This is a genomic window from Pseudomonas sp. BJa5 (genome assembly GCF_030272875.2).
Classification (GTDB): domain Bacteria; phylum Pseudomonadota; class Gammaproteobacteria; order Pseudomonadales; family Pseudomonadaceae; genus Aquipseudomonas.
The window spans coordinates 41,725-61,720 of the sequence record NZ_JALRNG020000020.1 but is presented as its reverse complement, the minus strand read 5'-3'; the positions used below and the strand labels follow the sequence as shown (position 1 = coordinate 61,720).

Sequence of the window (19,996 nt, the reverse complement as noted above, 5' to 3'; positions counted from 1 at the left end):
GGGTCAGACGCTGCGGATGCCGGGCGGGTTGCCCTTGATCGCGGCGGCGCGGTAGTCGTGGGGGTCGAGGCGGCGGATCAGCGCCAGCTGCTCGGCGCTGGGGGGCGCGGTTTCCTGCAGCAGCGGCGACTTGAGTAGCGGGAAGCCGGTCTTGTCCTGGACCTCGTCGAAGCTCACCCCCGGGTGCAGGGTGCGCACCTGGGCGGCGCGCTGCGGGCCGTCGAAATCCAGGGTGCAGAGGTCGGTGACCACCCGGCGGATGTCCATCAGGTCGCGGCGCACGCCGTCAGGCCAGCGCTCGGCCTTGAAGCCGACGCCGGAGACCATGTCCACTTCGCCTTCAACGAACACCCGGGTGTTGTGGTTGGGCACGAAGAACGAGTTGAGGTGGTTGATGCTGTTGCCCGGCAGGCCGCGCACCCCGAGGATCGCGCTCTTGGGTTTCTGGTAATCACCGATGCACGACAGGTTGGTCTGACCCCAGCGGTCGATCTGGGTCGGGCCGATCATGGCGTGACGGCGCCCGCCCCACACGCATTCGAAGACCCGCTCGAAGGACATGTAGCCCGAGTAGCGCGGCTGGTAATCGCCCCTTGGCCCCAAGGGCACCGGCTCTTCGACCAGGAAGGCCTCGCTGTCGGTCATCAGCAGTTGCGGGCTATGGGTCAGTTTGGCCAGGCTCGCGCCCAGGCGCGGGATCACCCCCAGGCCCGAGGCAATCACTTCACCGTCGCCACGCCAGGCTTCGGAAGCGGCGACGATCATCAGTTCGGCGAGGGTGAACTCACGGGTTGCAGACATTTTTCATCCTCCTCAGAACACGGGCAGGGGCAAGGCGCCCATGCGTGCGGCGCCGCCATTGGCGTCTTGATAGGCCTGCTCGCCGCCGGCCAGGTAGGTGCTGACGTACTGCTCCCAGCCCTGCTCCTGCTGGCTGCTGGCGACATAGGCCTTCAGGTGTTGCAGGTCCCAGCCGTAGGCCGACGGGCAGGAGGTCGGGTGGGCGCCCAGCGGTGCATGCACCACACCGGTCACCAGGTAACGCTCGAAGGTGTTGCCGCGCGCCTGCTCGGCGTCCAGCTCCAGGCGCTCTTCCAGGCGCTCACAAGAGACGAAGCACTGCTGCGCGGCGCGGGCGAACAGGTGGTCGAAATACGGGTCGGGACCGGTGACCAGGCAGTTGCCCAGGCGGTCGGCGACGTTGACGTGAAGGAAAGCCACGTCCAGTTCCAGCGCCGGCATGGCCAGCAGCACCTCGCCGTCGGCGTAGGGCGAGGCCACGGTCTTGAGTGCCGGGTTCAGCGCCGTCACATCGGTGGCCAGGCCGCAGCGGGTGGGCAGGAACGGCAGGCGCATGCCGGCGGCGCGCAGGCCCCACTGGAACATGCCTTCGTCCAGTTCCAGCAGCTCCAGCTCGCCCGCTTCCCGGGCCTTGCGGTAGTAGGGTTCGAGCGGAATGGCGTCGAGGGTGACGAAACCGAAGATCAGCTTGCGCACCTTGCCGGCGGCGCAGAGCATGCCCACTTCCGGGCCGCCATAGGCGACCACGGTCAGGTCCTTGACCGATGAGCGGAGGATCTCGCGGACGATCGCCATGGGCTTGCGTCGCGGCCCCCAGCCACCGAAACCGATGGTCATGCCATCGCGCAGTTGTGCGACCGCATCGGCCGCCGTCAGTTGTTTGTTCATGTGCAGGTTCCTTTACGGTTGGCCGACCGAGAAGTCGTGCCCCCAGATGCTCACGCGGGTGAATTCGAAGGCCGAGTGCTCGGCCCAGTCGACCTGCAGGCCGCCGAAGCCGTACTCCAGGTCGAAGGCCGAAGGGGTTTTCATGTAGAAGCTGGTCATGCGGTCGTTCAGGTGCTGGCCCAGGGTCGCCGACAGGCGCACATCCGCAGCCTTGAGGCGGTCATGGGCGCGGCCGACTTCGGTCATCGAGTCGACCTCGACCATCACGTGCACGCAGCCCGACGGCACCGGGTACTCGGCCAGGGCCAGGCTGTGGTGGCGGGCATTGCGACAATGCAGGAAGTGGATGCGCACCGCTGACGCGGCAGGGTCGGGGCGGAAGTTGAAGATGTCCGACAGCTCGAAGCCCAGCACCTCCTTGGCGAACGCCAGGGTGGCGTCGAAGTTCGGCGCCGGCAGCACGGTGTGACCCAGGCCCATGTCGCCAGTGACGAAGCGCGGCACGCCCTGGGGCGAGACGAACGGCAGGCAGTCGGAACGGTGACCCCAGCTCAGTTCGTGGCAGTTGCCCGACGGGTCCGTGAGGCTGACCAGGGCCTGCACGCCGCGCTGCTCGATCTGTTCGCTGCTGCCGCGCTGCCATTCGATGCCCAAGGCATCCAGGTGCGCCAGGGCCGCGTCGAAGGCCTGCTGCGAAGCCAGTTCCCAGCCCGAGGCCAGGTAGCGCGGCTCACTGCCTTCGACGATCAGCATGCGAAACGGACGCTCGTCCATCTTCACGTACAGCCCGCCCTGTGGCGCCGGCTGCACCGGCATGCCGAGCACGTCCTCGGCGTAGCGCTGCCACTGGCTGAGGTTCTCGCACTGGGCGACGAAATAGCTCAAACCGCGAATCTCGATCATGCCGCTGCTCCTGACTGGCAAATTCGGTACTGGCGGCCATTGTGCGAAGCGCGGGGCTGGCCCTCATCGTCCGTTGAGACTACGCAGGGGCCCTCTGCCGGGCCGTCGCCGGACTAGTCCGTTTCAATGATTCAGGGCAGACGGCGGCGCTCCTAGACTCGGGTCTTCATCCGCCGTAACCGGGTCCGACACCTATGGAGTTCGCATTCAACGAAGAACAACTGATGATCCAGGACAGCGCCGCGCGCTTCCTCGCCCAGGCCAGCGACAGCCACGCCGTGCGCACCGCCATGGCCCGCACCGACGGCCATGACCTGGCGCTGTGGCAACGGATCAGCGATGAGCTGTGCTGGCCGGCCCTGATGATTCCCGAGCGTTTCGGCGGGCTGGGGCTGGGCTTTGTCGAGCTGGCGATCCTGCTGGAACAGAGCGGTCGCCACCTGCTCTGCGCGCCGCTGTTCGCCACCACCTGCCAGGCCACCCCGGCCTTGCTGCTGGCCAGTAACCCGGCGGTGCAGGACCACTGGCTCGGCGCGATCGCCAGCGGCGCCACGGCGACCCTGGCCTTTGCCAGCCAGGCGGGGCTGGAGGCCGACAGCGTGCAAGCCCAGGCCGAGCCCTGCGACGCTGGCTATCGCTTGCGTGGCAGCTACCTGCAGGTGATCGATGGCGCCCAGGCCCAACTGCTGATCGTTGCCGCGCGGACGCCGGGTAGCCAGGGCGAGGCCGGCATCAGCCTGTTCGCCCTGCCCGCTGACAGTGCCGGGGTGGTCCGCACGGCCCTGCCGACCCTCGACCAGACCCGCCGCCTGGCCCGCATCGAGTTGCAGGATGTGCAGGTAACGCCTGCGCAGCTGCTCAGCGAGGCCGGCCAGGGCTGGCCGCTGCTGCGCGATGTGCTGCACATCGCCGCCATTGGCCTTGCCGCCGAGCAGGTCGGCGGCGCGCAGCAGGCCCTGGACCTGACCCTGGCCTACACCGCCGAACGCCGTCAGTTCGGGCGTGCCATCTCCAGCTTCCAGGCGATCAAGCACCGCTGCGCCGACCTCATGCTGCAACTGGAATGCGCCCGCTCGGCCGCCTGGTACGCGGCCTGCGTGGCCCAGGAGCGCCTCGACCCGGCAGGTGATGCAGCGGTTGCCGGCGAGCTCGCCGAAGCCGCCGCCACCGCGCAAATTCATGCCAGCGAAGCCTTCTTCAATGCCGCTGCCGAGTCGATCCAGTTGCATGGCGGGGTCGGCTTTACCTGGGAATACGACCCGCACCTGTATTTCAAACGCGCCCGCGCCAGCGAGCAGTTGCTCGGCAGCCCTGCCCTGCACCGCGAACGCCTGGCGGCGCAGCTCTTTGGAGAATCGCTATGAAGATTGGATTCAGCGCTGAAGATGAAGCCTTCCGCGCCGAGGTCGCCCACTGGCTGGCCGAGCACCTGAAGGGTGAGTTTGCCCCCCTGCGCTTTCGCGGCGGGCCGGGTGACGAGCACAGCTTCCCGGGGGAGCGCAAGGCCTGGGAGCGACAACTGGCTGCCGGTGGCTGGATCGGTGTGGGCTGGTCCGAGGCCGACGGCGGTCGCGGCCTGAGCCTGACCCGCCAGGTGATCTTCCATGAAGAATATGCCCGCGCCGGCGGCCCAGGGCGCATGGGCCATATCGGCGAAGGCCTGGTCGGCCCGACCCTGGCCGCCTTCGGCAGCCCGGCGCAGAAGCAGCGTTTCCTGCCGGGCATCCTTGCCGGCACGCAGTTCTGGTGCCAGGGCTATTCCGAGCCTGGCGCCGGCTCCGATCTTGCCAACGTGCAGACCCGCGCGCGCCTGGACGACAGCGGCGAGCACTGGCTGATCAGCGGGCAGAAAGTGTGGACCTCCCTGGCTCACGAGTCCGACTGGTGCTTCGTGCTGGCCCGTACCGAACCCGGTAGCCGTGGGCATCATGGGCTGTCCTTTTTGCTGGTGCCGATGGACCAGGCGCAGATCCGCGTACAGCCGATCCAGCAGATGACCGGCACCAGCGAGTTCAACGAAGTGTTCTTCGACCAGGCGCGCACGGCGGTGGACAACATGATCGGAGCGCCGGGCGAAGGCTGGAAGATCGCCATGGCCCTGCTGGGCTTCGAACGCGGCGCCTCGACGCTGGGGCAGCAGATGCAGTTTCACAATGAACTGGAAGAAGTCATTGCTGTGGCCCGGCGCAATGGTGCGGCCCGTGATCCGCTGCTGCGCCAGCGCATCGCCCAGGCCTGGGCGGGGCTGAAAGTACTGCGCTACAACTCCCTGCGCATGCTCTCCGGGCCCCAAGACGGCAGCCTGCGGCGCGAGGCGATGATCTACAAGCTGGCCTGGTCGACCTGGCATGCCGAACTGGGCAAGCTGGCGATGGATGTGCTGGGGGATGAGGCTGAGGTGCTGGAGGGTGGGTCGTATCAGCTGAGCCGGTTGCAGGCGCTGTTTTTGTTCAGCCGGGCCGATACCCTGTATGGCGGCAGCAACGAGATCCAGCGCAACATCATTGCCGAGCGGGCCTTGGGCATGCCGCGGGAGGCGCGGGCCTGAGCCTGGGGCTGCTCTGCAGCCCATCGCAGGCTTCGCCAGCTCCCACAATGTTCCCCGTCGCCTAGGGCTGCTGTGCAGCCCATCGCAGGCTTCGCCAGCTCCCACAGTGTTCCCTGCCACCTTGGGCTGCTGTGCAGCCCATCGCAGGCTTCGCCAGCTCCCACAGTGTTCCCTGCCGCCTTGGGCTGCTGTGCAGCCCATCGCAGGCTTCGCCAGCTCCCACAGTGTTCCCCGTCGCCTGGGGGCTGCTGTGCTGCCCATCGCAGGCTTCGCCAGCTCCCACAGTGTTCCCCGTCGCCTGTGGGCTGCTGTGCAGCCCATCGCAGGCTTCGCCAGCTCCTACAATGTTCCCCGTCGCCTGGGGGCTGCTGTGCAGCCCATCGCAGGCTTCGCCAGCTCCCACAGTGTTCCCCGTCGCCTGGGGGCTGCTGTGCAGCCCATCGCAGGCTTCGCCAGCTCCTACAATGTTCCCCGCCGCCTGGGGGCTGCTGTGCAGCCCATCGCAGGCTTCGCCAGCTCCCACAGCGACCGGGACATACCGGGGACCACTGTGGGAGCTGGCGAAGCCTGCGATCGGCCGCGAAGCGGCCGCTAAACCCGTCAGCTACCGAACGCGGATCTTCGGCTCCCCCGCCCCCCGCCGCATGGTCACCAGGAACTGCTCCAGTGGCGCCGGTTCGGCAATCTGTGGCAAGGCGTCCTTGTCCGGTCGTTGCGCCCAGAACGCATCCCACGACGGAAACAGCTCATGAAAACTCCCGGCATAGGGCTCACGCCCCGGCCAGCGCATTTTCATGCCGCCAATCGGTGGTTTGTTGAGGTCGCTGGCGTACCAGTAGCACGGCAGCCGCCGGCGAAAGCACCAGCGCCCGTCAACCCGCTCATAGTCGTCCCAGTACAGCATCTGCATGATCACCCATTCAGCCCCGGTCTCATGCTCGTTCTTCGAATAGACCACGCCGGTGGCATGGTCGGCATCGATGAACTCGATGATGTGCTGGCCCAGGTGATGCGAGGTGCCATGGAACTGGCGGCGCATGGTTTCATCCAGCCAGGCCTTGAAATGCGCCCGCCCCTGTTTGTCGCGGCCAACCTTGACGTCCGGGACGAAGCAGTTGGCCATGGCATCCATGTCGCGCATGTCCAGGGCCAGGGCGTACTTGCCGGCCAGCTGGCGGATCGCATCCAGGGATTCCAGGCGCTCGATCCGCGCCTGCAGTGAAGTCGCGTCCATGTCCATCATTCCAGCACCGTGTACAGGTCGGAGCTGCGCCCGCCATCCACCGCCAGGCTCGCGCCAGTGACATAGGAGGCTTCGTCGCTGGCCAGGAACAGGATCGCGTTGGCCAGCTCCAGCGGCAGGCCCACCCGTTTCATCGGGATGACCTTCTCGGTATTGGCGCGGGTCTTGGCATCATTGAGCATGCCGGCGGTGGCCGGGGTATCGACCACGCCCGGGATCACCACGTTGCAGCGGATGTTGTGCGCAGCGCCCTCGCTGGCCACCGCCCGGCTGAAGTTGATCACCGCCGCCTTGGCCGCCGAGTAGCCGGCCATCCAGGCGGTGCCGAACAGGCCGCAGATCGAGGCGATGTTGACGATGGCGCCGCCGCCCTGGTCCTTCATCAGGCGCATGGCCGTGCGGGTGCCCCAGAAAGTGCCATCGACCGTGGTGCTGAAGTTGGCGTGCCAGTCGGCGGTGGACAGGCTGTCGATGCCGCCCCAGGTGTAGGCCATGGCGTTGTTGACCAGGATATCCAGGCGCCCGTGGCGTTTGGCCGCCGCTTCCAGCGCGCCGACATAGGCCTGCTCGTCACTGACGTCGGCCACGGCGATATCGCCCTGCCCGCCTGCCGCGCGAATCTGCTCCAGCACCTGCTCAAGGGGCTCTGCTCGCCGCCCGCAGAGCACCACGGTGGCGCCCTCCTGGGCAAAGCGCAGGGCCGTGGCCTGGCCGATGCCGGAGCCGGCACCGGTGATAAAGGCGATCTTGTCCTGTAGTCGCTTGCTCATCGATTTTCCCTCAGATAAAGGCCATGCCGCCGTTGACTGCAATGTTCTGGCCGGTGATGAAGCTGGCATCGTCGCCGGCCAGGAACACCGCCACCCCGGCGATTTCGTCGGTCTCGCACAGGCGCCCCAGCGGCACGTTCTTGAGCATTGCCTGCATGTGTTCCTCGGCAACGCCGGCCATCATCGGCGTGTTGGTCGGGCCCGGTACCAGGCTGTTGACGCGGATGCCCGACGGCGCCAGCTCGCGGGCGATGGAACGGGTCAGGCCCATGACCCCGGCTTTCGAGGCGCAGTAGTGGCTGGGGCCTTCGCCGGTCAGTGCGGCGGTGCTGGAGAGGTTGATGATCGCCCCCTTGCGCCCGCCCTTGACCATCAACCGGGCACCTTCGCGACAGCACAGGAAGGTGCCACCCAGGTTCACCCCCAGTACCCGCGCCCAGCTCTCGTCCGGGGTGTCGAGGAAGCTGTCGAAAGCGCCGACGCCGGCGTTGTTGACCAGGATGTCGAGGCCGCCGAAGCGGGCTTCGACCTGGCCCATGGCATCGGCCACCGAGGCTGCGTCGGCGACGTTGCAGGCCAGTGCCAGGACCCGGTCGTCGAGGTCGGCAAGGTCGGCCAGGCTGTCGGCCAGCGCCGCCTGGTTGAGGTCCACCGCCACCACCTTGGCGCCTTCGGCGACAAAACGGCGAACCATGGCCTGGCCCATGCCCTGTCCCGCGCCTGTGACAAAGGCGACTTTGTTCAGCAACTTCATAGCGTTCTCCTGCAGTGCAGTGCGTAGAAGCCCGCTGACATCCCAGCAGGCCGGTCAGCGTCATGATCAGACCGGGCCCGCGTCGCGAGCATCGTCCGATAGGACTAACGCCCCCGCCGTGGTCTGAATGGACGATGCCACTGCCGCCCCGGCGACGGACGATCGACCCTGCGCAAGCCAGGCCCGGCGCCCTTGCCCCTTCAGGCACGCCGTGGCCTGGTCGGTGCGCGCCCTTTTCGCCGACTCTGGAGACTCGACATGAACCAACCTGAAGACCTGCCGCTACCCACCGGCCATTACCTGACCGCGCCCAGCGGCCTGCGCCTGCACTACCTGGACGAAGGCAGCGGCCCGGTGGTGCTGTGGCTGCATGGCAGCGGCCCGGGCGCCAGTGGCTTCAGCAACTTCAAGGGCAACTACCCGCTGTTCGTCGAGGCGGGTTATCGCAACATCGTCCTCGACCTGCCCGGCTTCGGCCGCTCGGACAAGCCCGAGGATGTGCAGTACCACCTGGATTTCTTCATCGACCACGTGATCGCCCTGCTCGACGCCCTGGACATCGAGCACTGCACGCTGCTGGGCAATTCCCTGGGCGGGGCCATCGCCCTGGGCCTGGCGCTGCGCCAGCCGGCGCGGGCCGAGCGCTTGATCCTGCTGGCCCCGGGCGGCGTCGAGGAGCGCGAGACCTACTTCCAGATGCAGGGCATCGTGCGCATGGTCAGCCTGTTCAATGCCGGCCCCATCGGCCTTGAAGAGATGCGCAGCATGATGCGCCTGCAACTGTTCGACGACTCGATCCTGCCGGAGAGCCTGCTGCTGGAGCGGGTGGCGGTGGCGGTGACGCAACCGAAGAACCTGTTCAGCACCATGCTGGTGCCGAACATGGAATCACGCCTGGGCGAGCTGCAGTGCCCGATCCTCGGTTTCTGGGGCAGCAACGACCACTTCAACCCGGTCGGCGGTGCCCAGCGCATCATCGATGGCGCGGCCAATGCACGCTTCATCGTGCTCAACCGCTGCGGCCACTGGGTGCAGGTCGAGCACCGTGACCTGTTCAACCGCAGCTGCCTGGAGTTCCTGCGCCACGGTTGAACAGCATTGCCGGTGCCAGCGCCTAAGGCGCTGCCGCCGGTTGCCGGTTGAGCTCGGCATCGCCGGGCTGGCCGAGCACGCAGGAGGTGCCGCCGGGGGTGTACATCATCGCCACGCAGCGGTTGCAGGCGGTGCAGATCGAGTCCTTGCTGGCACCGGTAGCGAGCTTTTTGACATAGTCCTTTTCGGCCAGCAGCACCCGGCCCATGGCGACCAGGTCGAAGCCTTCGGCCATCACCTGCTCGATGCTCGCCAGGCTCTTGGCCCCACCCAGGTAGGCCAGGGGCATCTTCACCGCCGCCCTTACCTTGCGCGCATGTTCCAGCAGGTACAGCTCGCGGAATTCCACCTTGGGGTCGCGCAGGCGCTGGATCTTCATGGCCAGGGCGATCACCGGGTTCTTTTGCTGCACACGGTTTTCCTTGGGGAACGAGGAGCCGAACATGGTGGTGATCGACTCGGCGTTCATCCCGGCGCTGAGCACCAGCAGGTGGGCGCCCTCCTGTTCGAGCATGCGCGCGATCTTCGCCCCGTCCTCGGCACTGTTGCCGCCCCGGGCGCCCTCGGTGACGCTGTACTTGCAGATCACCGCAAGGTCGCTTCCTACCGCTTCGAGCACTGCGCGCAGCACCCGGCGCGGAAAGCGCATGCGGTTTTCCAGGCTGCCGCCGTAGTGGTCGCGGCGCTTGTTGTACATCGGCGAGATGAACTGGCTGAGCAGGTAGCCGTGGCCCATGTGGATTTCCACCGCATCGAAGCCGGCCTCGCGAGCCAGGCGCGCACCCTGGGCGAAGTCCTCGACCACCTGGCGCATGTCGGCCTCGGTCATGGCCTGCTTGAAGAACATGCCGCTCATCATGCCGATCTTGTTGAAGCCGCCACTGGCCGACAGCGGGTAGCGGGTGGCGCGCTCGCGCATGAAGGTGAAGCAGCCGCCATGGGTGATCTGCGCGCTGACCAGGCCGCCTTCACGGTGCACGCCCTCGGTCAAGGCCTTGAAGTGCGGCAGGGCCTCGCGGGTCAGGGTCAGCTGGTTGGGCAAGGTGCGGCCGTCGCGACTGACCGCGCAGTAGGCCACGGTGGTCAGGGCCACCGCGCCGCGGGCAAGGTCGGCATGCAACTTGACCAGTTGCCGCGACGGCAGGCCCTGGGTACTCATGCCTTCGTTGGTGGCCGCCTTGATAAAGCGGTTCTTCAGGGTCAGCGGGCCGATGGTGATCGGGCTGAAGGGTGAGGTGTGCATGGCAGGCCCTTTTCGGTCAGAAGGTGTATTTGGCATTGAACGACAGGTAATCGCGGTCGGCCAGCAAACGGCCCTGGGCGATATCCGGTGAGCTGAGGTAGGCGACGTAGGTCAGGCCGACCTGGAAGTTGCCCAGGTACTTGAAGTCGCCACCGACGGTCAGGCGCTTCTCGTCGCGGCCCAGGCCCTGGTAGGCACTGCCGTCGACATTCTGGGTCCAGACCACGCGGGTGGTCAGGTCCAGGCCGTCGGCGATGCCCAGGTAGTCCATGTAGGTGCCGATGCCGAGCAGGGTCTGGCCGCGGGTCTGAGTCTTGTATTCGAAGTTGTCGAAGCTGCCGTCGACGCCCGGCCCGCCACCGCTGATGTGCAGGGTGTCGACGCCATCGATGCGCTGGTGCACCACTTCGGCCATGAAGGTGGTTTGCTGGGCGAGCAGGCTCGGGCCGAGGATATAGCTGCCGTTGAGGTTGCCCTGCCACAGCTGGCCCCGGGCCGGAGCGCCGTTGTCCAGGTACACCGCGGCGCCGTCGCGGTAGCTCAAGTCGCCGGCGAACTGCACCGAGTCGCCGACCTTGGAGCTGAAGCTGACCCCGGTCAGCTCGACATCGTCGAAGTAGCCCACCCGGTACACCGGGCCGCCACCGGCCGTGGCGTAGCGCCCGACGCGGTTGAGCGAGGAGTACTGGGTCTGGCCGCTGAAGTCGAAGAACAGCGCGCCGACCCGCTCGTGGTAACGGTAGTGGAACAGGCCGACCTCGGTGTTCTCGGTGAGCCGGTAGCGCACGCCCAGGCCCCACTGACCACTGTCGCGGGGCTCGACGTCGCCGGCATAGGTGACGGCGGTGAAGCTGGTGTCGGGTAGGCTGTCGATCACCCCGGGGGCCAGGCGAAAGAACTCGGCGCCAGGGCCGAAGGTGTCGCTGCCGAAGTAGTCGCCCACCGGGTTGAGCTGGGTCTTTTCCCACTCGTACTGGTAGAAGCCCACCAGCGCCAGGTCCTCGTTCAGCGCCCAGGACGCCGACACCTGGCCCACCGGCAGGTAGGCGTCCTTGGCCTCGGTGCCGGGCACGTTGAACTTGGTGGCATCCACCGGTGCCTGGCCCTGGCTGATGTTGGCCCAGAACAGGCTCTCGCCCCAGGCCACCAGGTGGCGGCCGGCCTTGACCGACAGATACTGGCTGTCGGCGACGTCGAAGTTGCCGTAGACATAGGCATCGAGCAGGCGCGCCTTGCTGCCGCTCAGGCGCCGGGTGTCCTCGCTGAAACCGTTGGCGCGGCCGATCTTGTTCACCGTGTCGGGCGAGTCGTTGTCATTGCGCTCGTGGTAGACATCGTCGTAGAAGTGACTGCCGCGCAGCACGGCGCCGAGGTTGTCGTGCTTGAGCAGCAGTTCGCCGAACAGGCTGACGCGGTTGGTGACCAGCGCCCCCCGGTCGAAGTTGCGCGTGCCGTCGTCGTTGTTGAGGTCGTTGAGGTATTGGTGGGCGGGTTTGGCGGTACGCATCGAGGCGGTGTAGTTGACCGTCAGCGACGAATCCAGGGTGGTGTCCTCGCCCAGCTCCAGCCGAGGGCCGGCGTGGGCCTGGGCGCAGGCCACGGTGAGTGAGAGCAGCAATCCGCCGTGAGTGGCGATGGTGGTCCTAGACATGCAGCGATCCTTTTCTTGTTGTTGTGGATGACCCGTGCAGAGTGGAATGGCGCCGCGGTACGGGCATCATCCATTTGGCCTAGGCCAACCGGCCCCTGTAGGAGCGGGCTTGCCCCGCGATCGGCCGCAACCTGATGTGCAAGGTGTGCTGGCCTCATCGCGGGGCAAGCCCGCTCCCACAGAAGCCCGCTCCCACCTCAGCCCTGCGCCACCAGCGCCCGCAACTCGTTCTTGGCCACCTTGGCCGACGGGTTCAGCGGCAGCGCGCTCATGAAGCGCACCTGCCGTGGCACTTTGTAGTTGGCCATGCGCTCGCGGCTCCAGCCGATCAGTTCCTGCTCCTGCAACTGCGCGCCCTCGCGCAGTACCACACAGGCACACCCCACCTCGCCCATGCGCTCATCGGCAATCCCCACCACCGCCACCTGGGCAATGGCCGGGTGGGCGATGAGCATGGCTTCGATTTCCGCCGGGTAGCAGTTGAAGCCGCCGACGATGAACAGGTCCTTGAGGCGATCGGTGATGATCAGGTTGCCCGCCGCATCCAGGTGGCCGACGTCACCGGTGTGCAGCCAGCCCTGCGGGTCGATGGCTTCGGCGGTGGCCTCGGGATTCTGGAAATAGCCCTGCATCACATGGAATCCGCGCAAGCAGATTTCCCCGGTCTGCCCACTGGCCAGCGCCTGGTTGTGCGGGTCGCGGATGCTTACCTCGGTGCCGGCCAGCGGTCGGCCACTGGTGCCGGCAATGACCTCGGCCGAATCCTGCGGGTCGCACAGGGTCGCCAGGCCTCCGCATTCGGTCAGGCCGTAGGCGGTGGTCACGCAACTGAAACCCAGTTCGTTGCGCATGCGCTCGATCAGGCTCGGCGGAATGCTCGCCGAGCCGGTCACGGCGATGCGCAGGCTCGACAGGTCGGTCTCGCCCAGGCGCGGATGGGCCAGCAGCGACAGGTACAGGGTCGGCGCCCCCGGCAGCACGCTGATGCGCTCGCGGGCGATGCGCTCGAACACCGCCTCCGCGTCGAACACCGCATGGGGCAGGATGGTCGCCCCGGCGATCAGGCAGGTCAGCCAGCCGGCCTTGTAGCCGAAGGCATGGAAGAACGGGTTGACGATCAGGTAGCGATCCTCGGGCAGCAGGCCGATCACCCGCACGTATTCGCTGAAGGCCCGCAGGCACTGGCCGTGGCCGCTCATCACGCCCTTGGGCTTGCCGGTGGTGCCGGAGGTGAACAGCAGGTCGCACACAGCATCGGGCTGCACCGCCAGGGCGCGGCGCTCGGCGGTGACGGCTTCGATGGTGGCTGCGCCGGCAACGAACTGCTCGTAGCTCAGGTCGCTGGCCTGCAGCGCACCGTCGCTTGCGAACACCACCAGGTGCTCAAGGCCGTCCGGCCGGTGCGCCTGGAGCAAGGCTGGGTAATCGACATCGAGAAAGCGCTGCTGCACGAACAGCACCCGGCAGCCGCTGCGCGCCAGCACATCGGCGGCCTCCATGCCCTTCATGCGCGTGTTGATCGGCACCAGCACGGCACCGGCGCAGTGGATGCCCAGGGCGGCGATGATCCACGCCCGGCCATTGGGCGCCCACACCGCAACCCGGTCACCCGGCTGGACACCCAGCGCCATCAGGCCGCGGGTAACGGTCAGGGCCAGCGCCGGCAGCTCGGCGTAGTCGGTGCACACACCCTCATCTTCGATCGCCGTGTGCCCGGCAAAGCGCCGGGCGCTGTCGAACAGCAGGCGGGGAATGGTCATGGCTAATTCGTTCATCGGCATCACTCAGGGAATCGGATACGCAGGTGCGCACTGGTGGGAACCGCCTGGCAGGCCAGGATCCAGCCTTCGGCCAGTTCGTCGGCGTCCAGCGCATCGTTGATCAGCAGTTCGATAGCGCCGCTTTCCAGGGTGCACATGCACGAGGCGCAACCGCCGACCCGGCAGGCGCTGGGCGGCTTGAGGCCGGCGCGTTCCATGGCCGCCAGCAGGGTTTCGCCGCTGTCGCAGGCCAGTTGGTGGTCTGCTCCGTCCAGGCGCACGGCCAGTTGGGCGGCAACCGCAGCCTCGCTGGCGGCGACCTGCGGCACGTCGTTCTCGCCCGGCAACGACACGAAGCGCTCCACGCGCACGCGCTCGGCCGGCATGCCCAGGCCTTTCAAGGCGCTGACGGCGGTGTCCATGAACGGCCCCGGCCCGCAGATAAAGGCCTGGGCATCGATAAAGGGTTGCGCCAACGCCGCCAGTTGCGCCGCCGACGGGATGCCCTGCAACGAATCCAGCCAGTGGACGATCTGCAGGCGCTCGGGATGGGCCTCGGCGAGAAAGCGCAGCTCGTCGCGAAAGATCACCGACTGCTCATCGCGATTGGCGTAGATCAGCAGCACCCGCCCCTGCCCGGCCAGCAGCGCCGAACGCAGGATCGACAGCACCGGAGTGATCCCGCTGCCGCCGCCGAACAGCAGCAGGTCGCCGTCCAGGCTGCGCGGCACGAACACCCCGGCCGGCGGCAGCACCTGCAGGGTCTGGCCTTCCTGCAGCTCGCCGCACAGCCAGTTGGAGGCGCGCCCGTCGCGTACGCGCTTGACCGTCACGCGCAGGGGTTCGTCCAGCAACGGCGTGCTCGACAACGAGTAGCAGCGCGGCAACCAGTCATCGGCGTACGGAATGCGCAGGGTCAAAAACTGCCCGGGCTGGTAGCGGAAACGCTCGGCCAGCTGCTCGGGCACATCGAAGATCAGCGAGCGGGCATCGGCCGTTTCCTCGACCACCCGCGCCACGCGCAAGGCAAGAAAGTCATTCATGGCTCGGTTCTCAAGGGTCCCCTGCCCGGCGGGCGGGCAGGTCGACGGGCGAAGGCTTCAGACGTAAGGGTCGGGGTTGGGCAGGCCCAGTTGCACGGCGCCCAGAACCCGGCCATAGGCCTGGTAGTTGTTGGCGATATGCCCGCGGGCCTGGTGCAGGTCGCGGAACAGGCGCGCCACCGGGTTGCTGGTGTACAGCCCCGAGGCCGCCATACAGCGCAGCAGCTCGTTGACCTTCTCGGCGCAGAGGTTGGTGACATAGGCCGATTGGTAGCGGTACAGCAGGCGGGTTTCCACGTCCGGGTACTCGCCGGCGCGGGCCAGTTGCATCAGGTGCTCGTAGTTGCGTTCCAGCACCAGCTTGAGACTGTCGACCGTGAGCGTGGCTTCGGCCACTGCGGTTTGCGCCGCCGGATCGTCCGCGGTGCGCGCGCCGTGCTTGCCAATATGCTGGGCGGCGTTGGCGCGGAACAGGTCGATGGCGCCCTGCAGCGCGCCGATGGCCGAGGTCGATACGGCGCGGGAGAACACCTGGGCGAAGGGAATGGCGTAAATCGGGTTGGTGTTGACCAGCCGCCCCGGGGTCGCCTCCAGGGTCCAGTTGTTGGTGCGCTGGACCCGGTGCGCTGGCACGAAGGCGTCTTCGACAACGATATCGTGGCTGCCGGTACCACGCAGGCCGAGCACCTCCCAGTTACGTTCGATGCGGTAGTCGCTGCGTGGCAACAGGAAGGTGCCGTGCTCGGCAGCCAGCTCACCATCGGCCGGCAGGATGCCGCCCAGCAGCACCCACTGGCAGTGCTCGCTGCCGCTGGAGAAGCCCCAGCGGCCGCTGATCCGGTAGCCGCCTTCGACCACTGTGACCTTGGCAGTGGGCATATAGGTGGACGACACCAGGGTGTCGTGATCCTCGCCCCATACCTCGCGCTGGGTCTCGATCGGGTAGCGCGCCAGCTGCCAGGGGTGCACGCCCATCACGCCGTAGACCCAGGCGGTGGACATGCAGCCTTCGGCAAGGATCATCTGGATCTCGAAGAAGGTGCGCGGGTCCACTTCATAGCCGCCGAACGCCCGCGGTTGCAGGGCGCGCAGCAGCCCTGCCGATTTAAGTGCTGCAATGTTCTCGTCGGCGACCTTGAGCTCGCGATCGCCTTGCGCCGAGCGCTCGCGCAGTGCCGGTAGCAAGCGCCGCGCCCGTTCCAGCAGTTCGATTTCTTCCTGGGTCTTTTCTCGCATGCTGTGCATCCTTCTTGTTCTCCCAATCTCGTAGCGCCAATGCGCGAGCCGTGATTGATGATCGGATTGCACGGGCCTTGCTTCATCGTCAAAGCGGACTAGAGCGGTGTGGTGTCCGTCGCAGGCTCCCACAGTAGGTGTGTGCAGCGGGTTCCTGTGGGAGCTGGCGAAGCCTGCGATAAGGGCCAGCCCCGTAGTCCATTGAGACGATGTGGCCCGCAAGGGGCCGGGAAACAATCGTCCTATCGACTACAGCCCGCGTCCACTCACCCACAGCAAAGGACAGCCGCATGAGTATCCTGCAACGTTTCCAGCTACCCGGCAGTGTCGCCATCGTCACCGGCAGTGGCCGCGGCATCGGCCGCGCCATCGCCCTGGCCTACGCCGAAGCCGGCGCCGATGTGGTCTTGAGCGCCCGCAGCGCCGAGGACATCGAACGCGTCGCCGACGAGGTACGCAGCCTCGGGCGCCGCGCCCTGGCCGTGGCCTGTGACGTCAACCACAGCCAGCAGCGCCAGGCCCTGGTACGCCGTAGCCAGGAGCAGTTCGGGCGCATCACCCACCTGGTCAACAACGCCGGCGGTGGCGGCCCCAACGATGCCCTGGCGATGCCGCCGGAGCAGTTCGACGAGATCCTGCGCTTCAACGTCTCCAGCACCTATGCCCTGTGCCAGCTGTGCGTGCCGCTGATGCGCGAGGCCGGTGGCGGCAACATCGTCAATATCAGCTCGGTGGCCGCCCGCTATGCCCAGCGCCACTTCAGCGCCTACGGCACCGCCAAGGCCGCCCTGAGCCACCTGACCCGCCTGCTGGCCCAGGACTTCGCCCCGCAGGTGCGGGTCAACGCCGTGGCGCCCGGGCCAACCCTGACCGAAGCGCTGAACAAGGTCATGCCCGCCGCCATGCGCCAGGCCATGGAAGCCAATACACCGCTCAAGTGCCTGGGCAGCCCCGAAGACATCGCCGCCGCCGCGCTGTACCTGGCCAGCCCCGCCTCGGGCTGGGTCACCGGCAAGATCATCGACGTCGATGGCGGTGCCGACAGCAGCGTCTGGCCCGGCTGACAGTCCCCTTTTGCCGGTGCCCTGGACCCTTGGGACCGGCTTTTTTATTCCCCCCGTACAGAGTGAGCCGCCAATGGATGCCTCCCTGATCACCGCCCTGGGCGATGAACTGTTCAATGCCTTGCGCGGGCGCACCACCCTCGCGCCGCTGACCCAACGCCACCCGGCCATCAGCCTGGACCAGGCCTACCGCATTTCCCTGCGCTTCCTGCAGCGCCGCGAAGCCCTGGGCGAGCGGGTGATCGGCAAGAAGATCGGCGTCACCAGTCGCGCCGTGCAGCAGATGCTCGATGTTCACCAGCCGGACTTCGGCTTTCTTACCGATGCCATGCAGGTCGAAGACGCCAGCGAAGTCAGCTTCGCCCGCTACCAGTTGATCCAGCCACGGGCCGAGGGCGAGATCGCCTTCATCCTCGGCGAGGACCTCAAGGGCCCGGGCATCAGCGCCGAAGACGTGCTGGCCGCCAGCGCGGCGGTGGCGCCGTGCTTCGAGATCGTCGACTCGCGCATCGACAACTGGCAGATCCGCATCCAGGACACCGTGGCCGACAACGCCTCGTGCGGGGTCTTCGCCCTCGGCGAACAACGCATCGACCCGCGCGACCTGGACCTGGCCCGGGTCGAGATGCAGATGTTCAAGAACGGCCAGCCGGCCGGCAGCGGCCTGGGCTCGGCGGTTCAGGGCCATCCGTGCGCGGCGGTGGCCTGGCTGGCCAATACCCTGGGCGAGCTGGGCATTCCCTTCCGCCAGGGCGAAATCATTCTCTCCGGCGCCCTGGCGCCGCTGGTACCGCTGGTGCCGGGCGATCGCATCAACCTGTCGATGAGCGGCCTGGGCAACGCCAGCCTGCGCTTCGTTGCCTGAGGCGCGCCCGCCTTTCCTTCCCTGGAGTGCTGAACCATGAGCAAGAAGATCAAATGTGCGCTGATCGGGCCGGGCAACATCGGCACCGACCTGCTCTACAAACTGCTGCGCAGCGAGGTGCTGGAGCCGGTATGGATGGTCGGCATCGAAGCCGGCTCCGAAGGCCTGCAGCGCGCCCGTGAACTGGGCCTGAAGACCACCGCCGAGGGTGTCGACGGCTTGCTGCCCCATGTGCTCGAAGACCAGGTGCAGATCGCCTTCGACGCCACCTCCGCCTACGTCCACGCCGAGAACTCGCGCAAGCTCAATGCCCTGGGCGTGCTGATGATCGACCTCACCCCCTGTGCCATCGGCCCCTACTGCGTGCCGCCGGTCAACCTCAAGGCCAACCTCGCCGCCGGGGTGATGAACGTCAACATGGTCACCTGCGGCGGCCAGGCGACCATCCCGCTGGTAGCCGCGGTGTCCAGCGTGCAGGCGGTGGACTATGCCGAGATCATCGCCACCGCGGCCTCGAAATCGGTCGGCCCGGGCACCCGCAAGAACATCGACGAATTCACCCGCACCACGGCCCGCGCCGTGGAGCAGGTAGGCGGGGCGAAACAGGGCAAGGCGATCATCATCGTCAACCCGGCCGAGCCGCCGCTGATCATGCGCGACACCGTGCACTGCCTGACCGCCGAGGCACCTGACGAAGCGGCGATCCGCGCCGCCATCGACGCCATGATCGTCCAGGTGCAGCGCTACGTGCCCGGCTACAAGCTGGTCAACGGCCCGGTGTTCGACGGCAACCGGGTGTCGATCTTCATGGAAGTCGAAGGCCTGGGCGACTACCTGCCCAAGTACGCCGGCAACCTCGACATCATGACCGCCGCGGCGGCACGCACCGCCGAAATGTTCGCCGAGGACATCCTCAAGGGCGACCTGCAACTGCGCGCCACCCCCGAACCTGCCATTGCCTGAGGAAACGTCCATGGAACTTAGCGGCAAGCGAATCACCGTCCACGACATGTGCCTGCGCGACGGCATGCACCCCAAGCGTCACCGCATCAGCCTGCAGCAGATGAAAGACATCGCCTGCGGCCTGGACCAGGCTGGCGTACCGCTGATCGAAGTCACCCACGGCGATGGCCTGGGCGGCAGTTCGGTCAACTATGGCTTTCCGGCGCACAGTGACGAGGAGTACCTGTCGGCGGTGATTCCGCTGATGAAAAACGCCAAGGTCTCGGCCCTGCTGCTGCCGGGCATCGGTACCGTCGACCACCTGAAAATGGCCCATGAGCTTGGGGTCAACACCATCCGCGTGGCCACTCACTGCACCGAGGCCGATGTCAGCGAACAGCACATCGCCCATGCCCGCCAGCTGGGCATGGACACCGTGGGCTTTCTGATGATGGCGCACATGAACAGCCCCGAAGGCCTGGTCAAGCAGGGCCTGCTGATGGAGAGCTACGGCGCCAACTGCATCTACCTGACCGACTCGGCCGGTTACCTGCTGCCCCATGACGTCAGCGCCCGGGTGGCGGCCATGCGTGCGGCGCTCAAGCCGGGAACCGAGATCGGCTTCCATGGCCACCACAACCTGTCCATGGGCGTGGCCAACTCCATCGCCGCCATCGCCGCCGGTGCCACCCGCATCGACGCCGCCTGCGCAGGCCTGGGTGCCGGCGCCGGCAACACACCGATGGAAGTGCTGGTGGCGGTGTGCGAGCGCATGGGCATCGAGACCGGCGTCAGCGTGTTCGGCATCCAGGACGTGGCCGAAGACCTGGTGGTGCCGATCATGGACTTCCCCATCCGCAGCGACCGCGATGCCCTGACCATGGGCTATGCCGGGGTCTATGGCTCGTTCCTGCTGTTCGCCAAGCGTGCCGAGCAGAAATACGGCGTGCCGGCACGGGAGATCCTCGTGGAGATGGGCCGGCGCGGCATGGTCGGCGGCCAGGAGGACATGATCGAGGACACCGCGATGACCCTGGCCCGCCAGAGGGCCTGACCCCTGCCCTGCTCCCGCAGCCCAATCCGCTGTGGGAGCAACTGTCTTTGTGGGAGCCGGCGAAGCCTGCGATCGACTGCGCAGCAGTCGCAATCCGGCCACCTCGTTGGACCAGACAGATCGGTGCGGTCCATTATTG

18 protein-coding genes are annotated in these 19,996 nt (G+C 67.0%); 7 read left to right on the top strand and 11 right to left on the bottom strand.

What is annotated here, in order from left to right:
- Positions 1–3: 3 nt before the first annotated feature.
- From M2D63_RS13545 to M2D63_RS13535, 3 genes are read right to left on the bottom strand one after another with little or no spacing between them, the layout of a single operon-like run.
- Entirely contained in the window at positions 4–801 is a 798-nt protein-coding gene (locus M2D63_RS13545; protein ID WP_285863432.1) for a CoA-transferase subunit beta, read from the bottom strand.
- Positions 802–813: 12 nt separating this feature from the next.
- Positions 814–1,689 (bottom strand): CoA transferase subunit A, encoded by an 876-nt coding sequence (locus tag M2D63_RS13540; RefSeq protein ID WP_285863431.1) that lies wholly within the window; start codon positions 1,687–1,689, stop codon positions 814–816.
- Between the two features lie 12 nt (positions 1,690–1,701).
- The gene (locus M2D63_RS13535) at positions 1,702–2,592 is read right to left on the bottom strand and encodes a VOC family protein (protein ID WP_285863430.1); all 891 of its coding nucleotides are present in this window, start codon (positions 2,590–2,592) and stop codon (positions 1,702–1,704) included.
- 194 nt (positions 2,593–2,786) lie between these two features.
- Here M2D63_RS13535 and M2D63_RS13530 point away from each other — a divergent pair, with 194 nt between their 5' ends.
- Both M2D63_RS13530 and M2D63_RS13525 read left to right on the top strand, forming a co-directional pair.
- A complete protein-coding gene (locus M2D63_RS13530) occupies positions 2,787–3,956 on the top strand; it encodes an acyl-CoA dehydrogenase family protein (protein ID WP_285863429.1) in 1,170 nt (389 codons plus the stop codon).
- Positions 3,953–5,140: an acyl-CoA dehydrogenase family protein gene (locus M2D63_RS13525; RefSeq protein WP_285863428.1), complete on the top strand. Its 1,188-nt coding sequence runs from the start codon at positions 3,953–3,955 to the stop codon at positions 5,138–5,140. Before M2D63_RS13530 ends, M2D63_RS13525 begins: the two co-directional genes overlap by 4 nt.
- Positions 5,141–5,744: 604 nt before the next feature.
- On the opposite strand, the gene M2D63_RS13520 is transcribed toward M2D63_RS13525, so the two are convergent.
- The 3 genes from M2D63_RS13520 to M2D63_RS13510 are packed head-to-tail and all read right to left on the bottom strand — an operon-like array spanning position 5,745 to position 7,907.
- Positions 5,745–6,374 carry a nuclear transport factor 2 family protein gene (locus tag M2D63_RS13520; RefSeq protein WP_285863427.1) on the bottom strand — a complete coding sequence of 210 codons (630 nt, stop codon included), beginning with the start codon at positions 6,372–6,374 and terminating at the stop codon, positions 5,745–5,747.
- Positions 6,375–6,379: 5 nt separating this feature from the next.
- Positions 6,380–7,153 carry an SDR family NAD(P)-dependent oxidoreductase gene (locus tag M2D63_RS13515; protein WP_285863426.1) on the bottom strand — a complete coding sequence of 258 codons (774 nt, stop codon included), beginning with the start codon at positions 7,151–7,153 and terminating at the stop codon, positions 6,380–6,382.
- A 10-nt stretch (positions 7,154–7,163) separates the two neighbouring features.
- Complete coding sequence (locus M2D63_RS13510) at positions 7,164–7,907, bottom strand: SDR family NAD(P)-dependent oxidoreductase (protein ID WP_285863425.1); 744 nt, start codon at positions 7,905–7,907, stop codon at positions 7,164–7,166.
- A gap of 258 nt (positions 7,908–8,165) precedes the next feature.
- On the opposite strand from M2D63_RS13510, the gene M2D63_RS13505 reads away from it, so the two are divergent.
- Positions 8,166–8,999 carry an alpha/beta fold hydrolase gene (locus M2D63_RS13505; protein ID WP_285863424.1) on the top strand — a complete coding sequence of 278 codons (834 nt, stop codon included), beginning with the start codon at positions 8,166–8,168 and terminating at the stop codon, positions 8,997–8,999.
- Between the two features lie 22 nt (positions 9,000–9,021).
- Here the strand turns inward: M2D63_RS13505 and M2D63_RS13500 are convergent, their stop codons facing one another.
- The 5 genes from M2D63_RS13500 to M2D63_RS13480 form a co-directional block, all read right to left on the bottom strand.
- A complete protein-coding gene (locus M2D63_RS13500) occupies positions 9,022–10,242 on the bottom strand; it encodes an NADH:flavin oxidoreductase (RefSeq protein ID WP_285863423.1) in 1,221 nt (406 codons plus the stop codon).
- Positions 10,243–10,258: 16 nt separating this feature from the next.
- Positions 10,259–11,893: a DUF1302 domain-containing protein gene (locus M2D63_RS13495; RefSeq protein ID WP_285863422.1), complete on the bottom strand. Its 1,635-nt coding sequence runs from the start codon at positions 11,891–11,893 to the stop codon at positions 10,259–10,261.
- 197 nt (positions 11,894–12,090) lie between these two features.
- Positions 12,091–13,653: a FadD3 family acyl-CoA ligase gene (locus M2D63_RS13490; RefSeq protein ID WP_285863420.1), complete on the bottom strand. Its 1,563-nt coding sequence runs from the start codon at positions 13,651–13,653 to the stop codon at positions 12,091–12,093.
- Positions 13,654–13,673: 20 nt separating this feature from the next.
- Complete coding sequence (locus tag M2D63_RS13485) at positions 13,674–14,696, bottom strand: ferredoxin--NADP reductase (RefSeq protein WP_285863419.1); 1,023 nt, start codon at positions 14,694–14,696, stop codon at positions 13,674–13,676.
- A gap of 57 nt (positions 14,697–14,753) precedes the next feature.
- The gene (locus M2D63_RS13480) at positions 14,754–15,941 is read right to left on the bottom strand and encodes an acyl-CoA dehydrogenase family protein (RefSeq protein WP_285863418.1); all 1,188 of its coding nucleotides are present in this window, start codon (positions 15,939–15,941) and stop codon (positions 14,754–14,756) included.
- Between the two features lie 281 nt (positions 15,942–16,222).
- Here M2D63_RS13480 and M2D63_RS13475 point away from each other — a divergent pair, with 281 nt between their 5' ends.
- The 4 genes from M2D63_RS13475 (at position 16,223) to dmpG (ending at position 19,857) form a co-directional block, all read left to right on the top strand.
- A complete protein-coding gene (locus tag M2D63_RS13475) occupies positions 16,223–16,996 on the top strand; it encodes a glucose 1-dehydrogenase (RefSeq protein WP_285863417.1) in 774 nt (257 codons plus the stop codon).
- 73 nt (positions 16,997–17,069) lie between these two features.
- Entirely contained in the window at positions 17,070–17,861 is a 792-nt protein-coding gene (locus M2D63_RS13470; RefSeq protein WP_285863416.1) for a fumarylacetoacetate hydrolase family protein, read from the top strand.
- 36 nt (positions 17,862–17,897) lie between these two features.
- Entirely contained in the window at positions 17,898–18,824 is a 927-nt protein-coding gene (locus M2D63_RS13465) for an acetaldehyde dehydrogenase (acetylating) (protein ID WP_285863415.1), read from the top strand.
- Between the two features lie 10 nt (positions 18,825–18,834).
- Positions 18,835–19,857 (top strand): 4-hydroxy-2-oxovalerate aldolase, encoded by a 1,023-nt coding sequence (gene dmpG / locus M2D63_RS13460; protein WP_285863414.1) that lies wholly within the window; start codon positions 18,835–18,837, stop codon positions 19,855–19,857.
- Positions 19,858–19,996 lie beyond the last annotated feature (139 nt).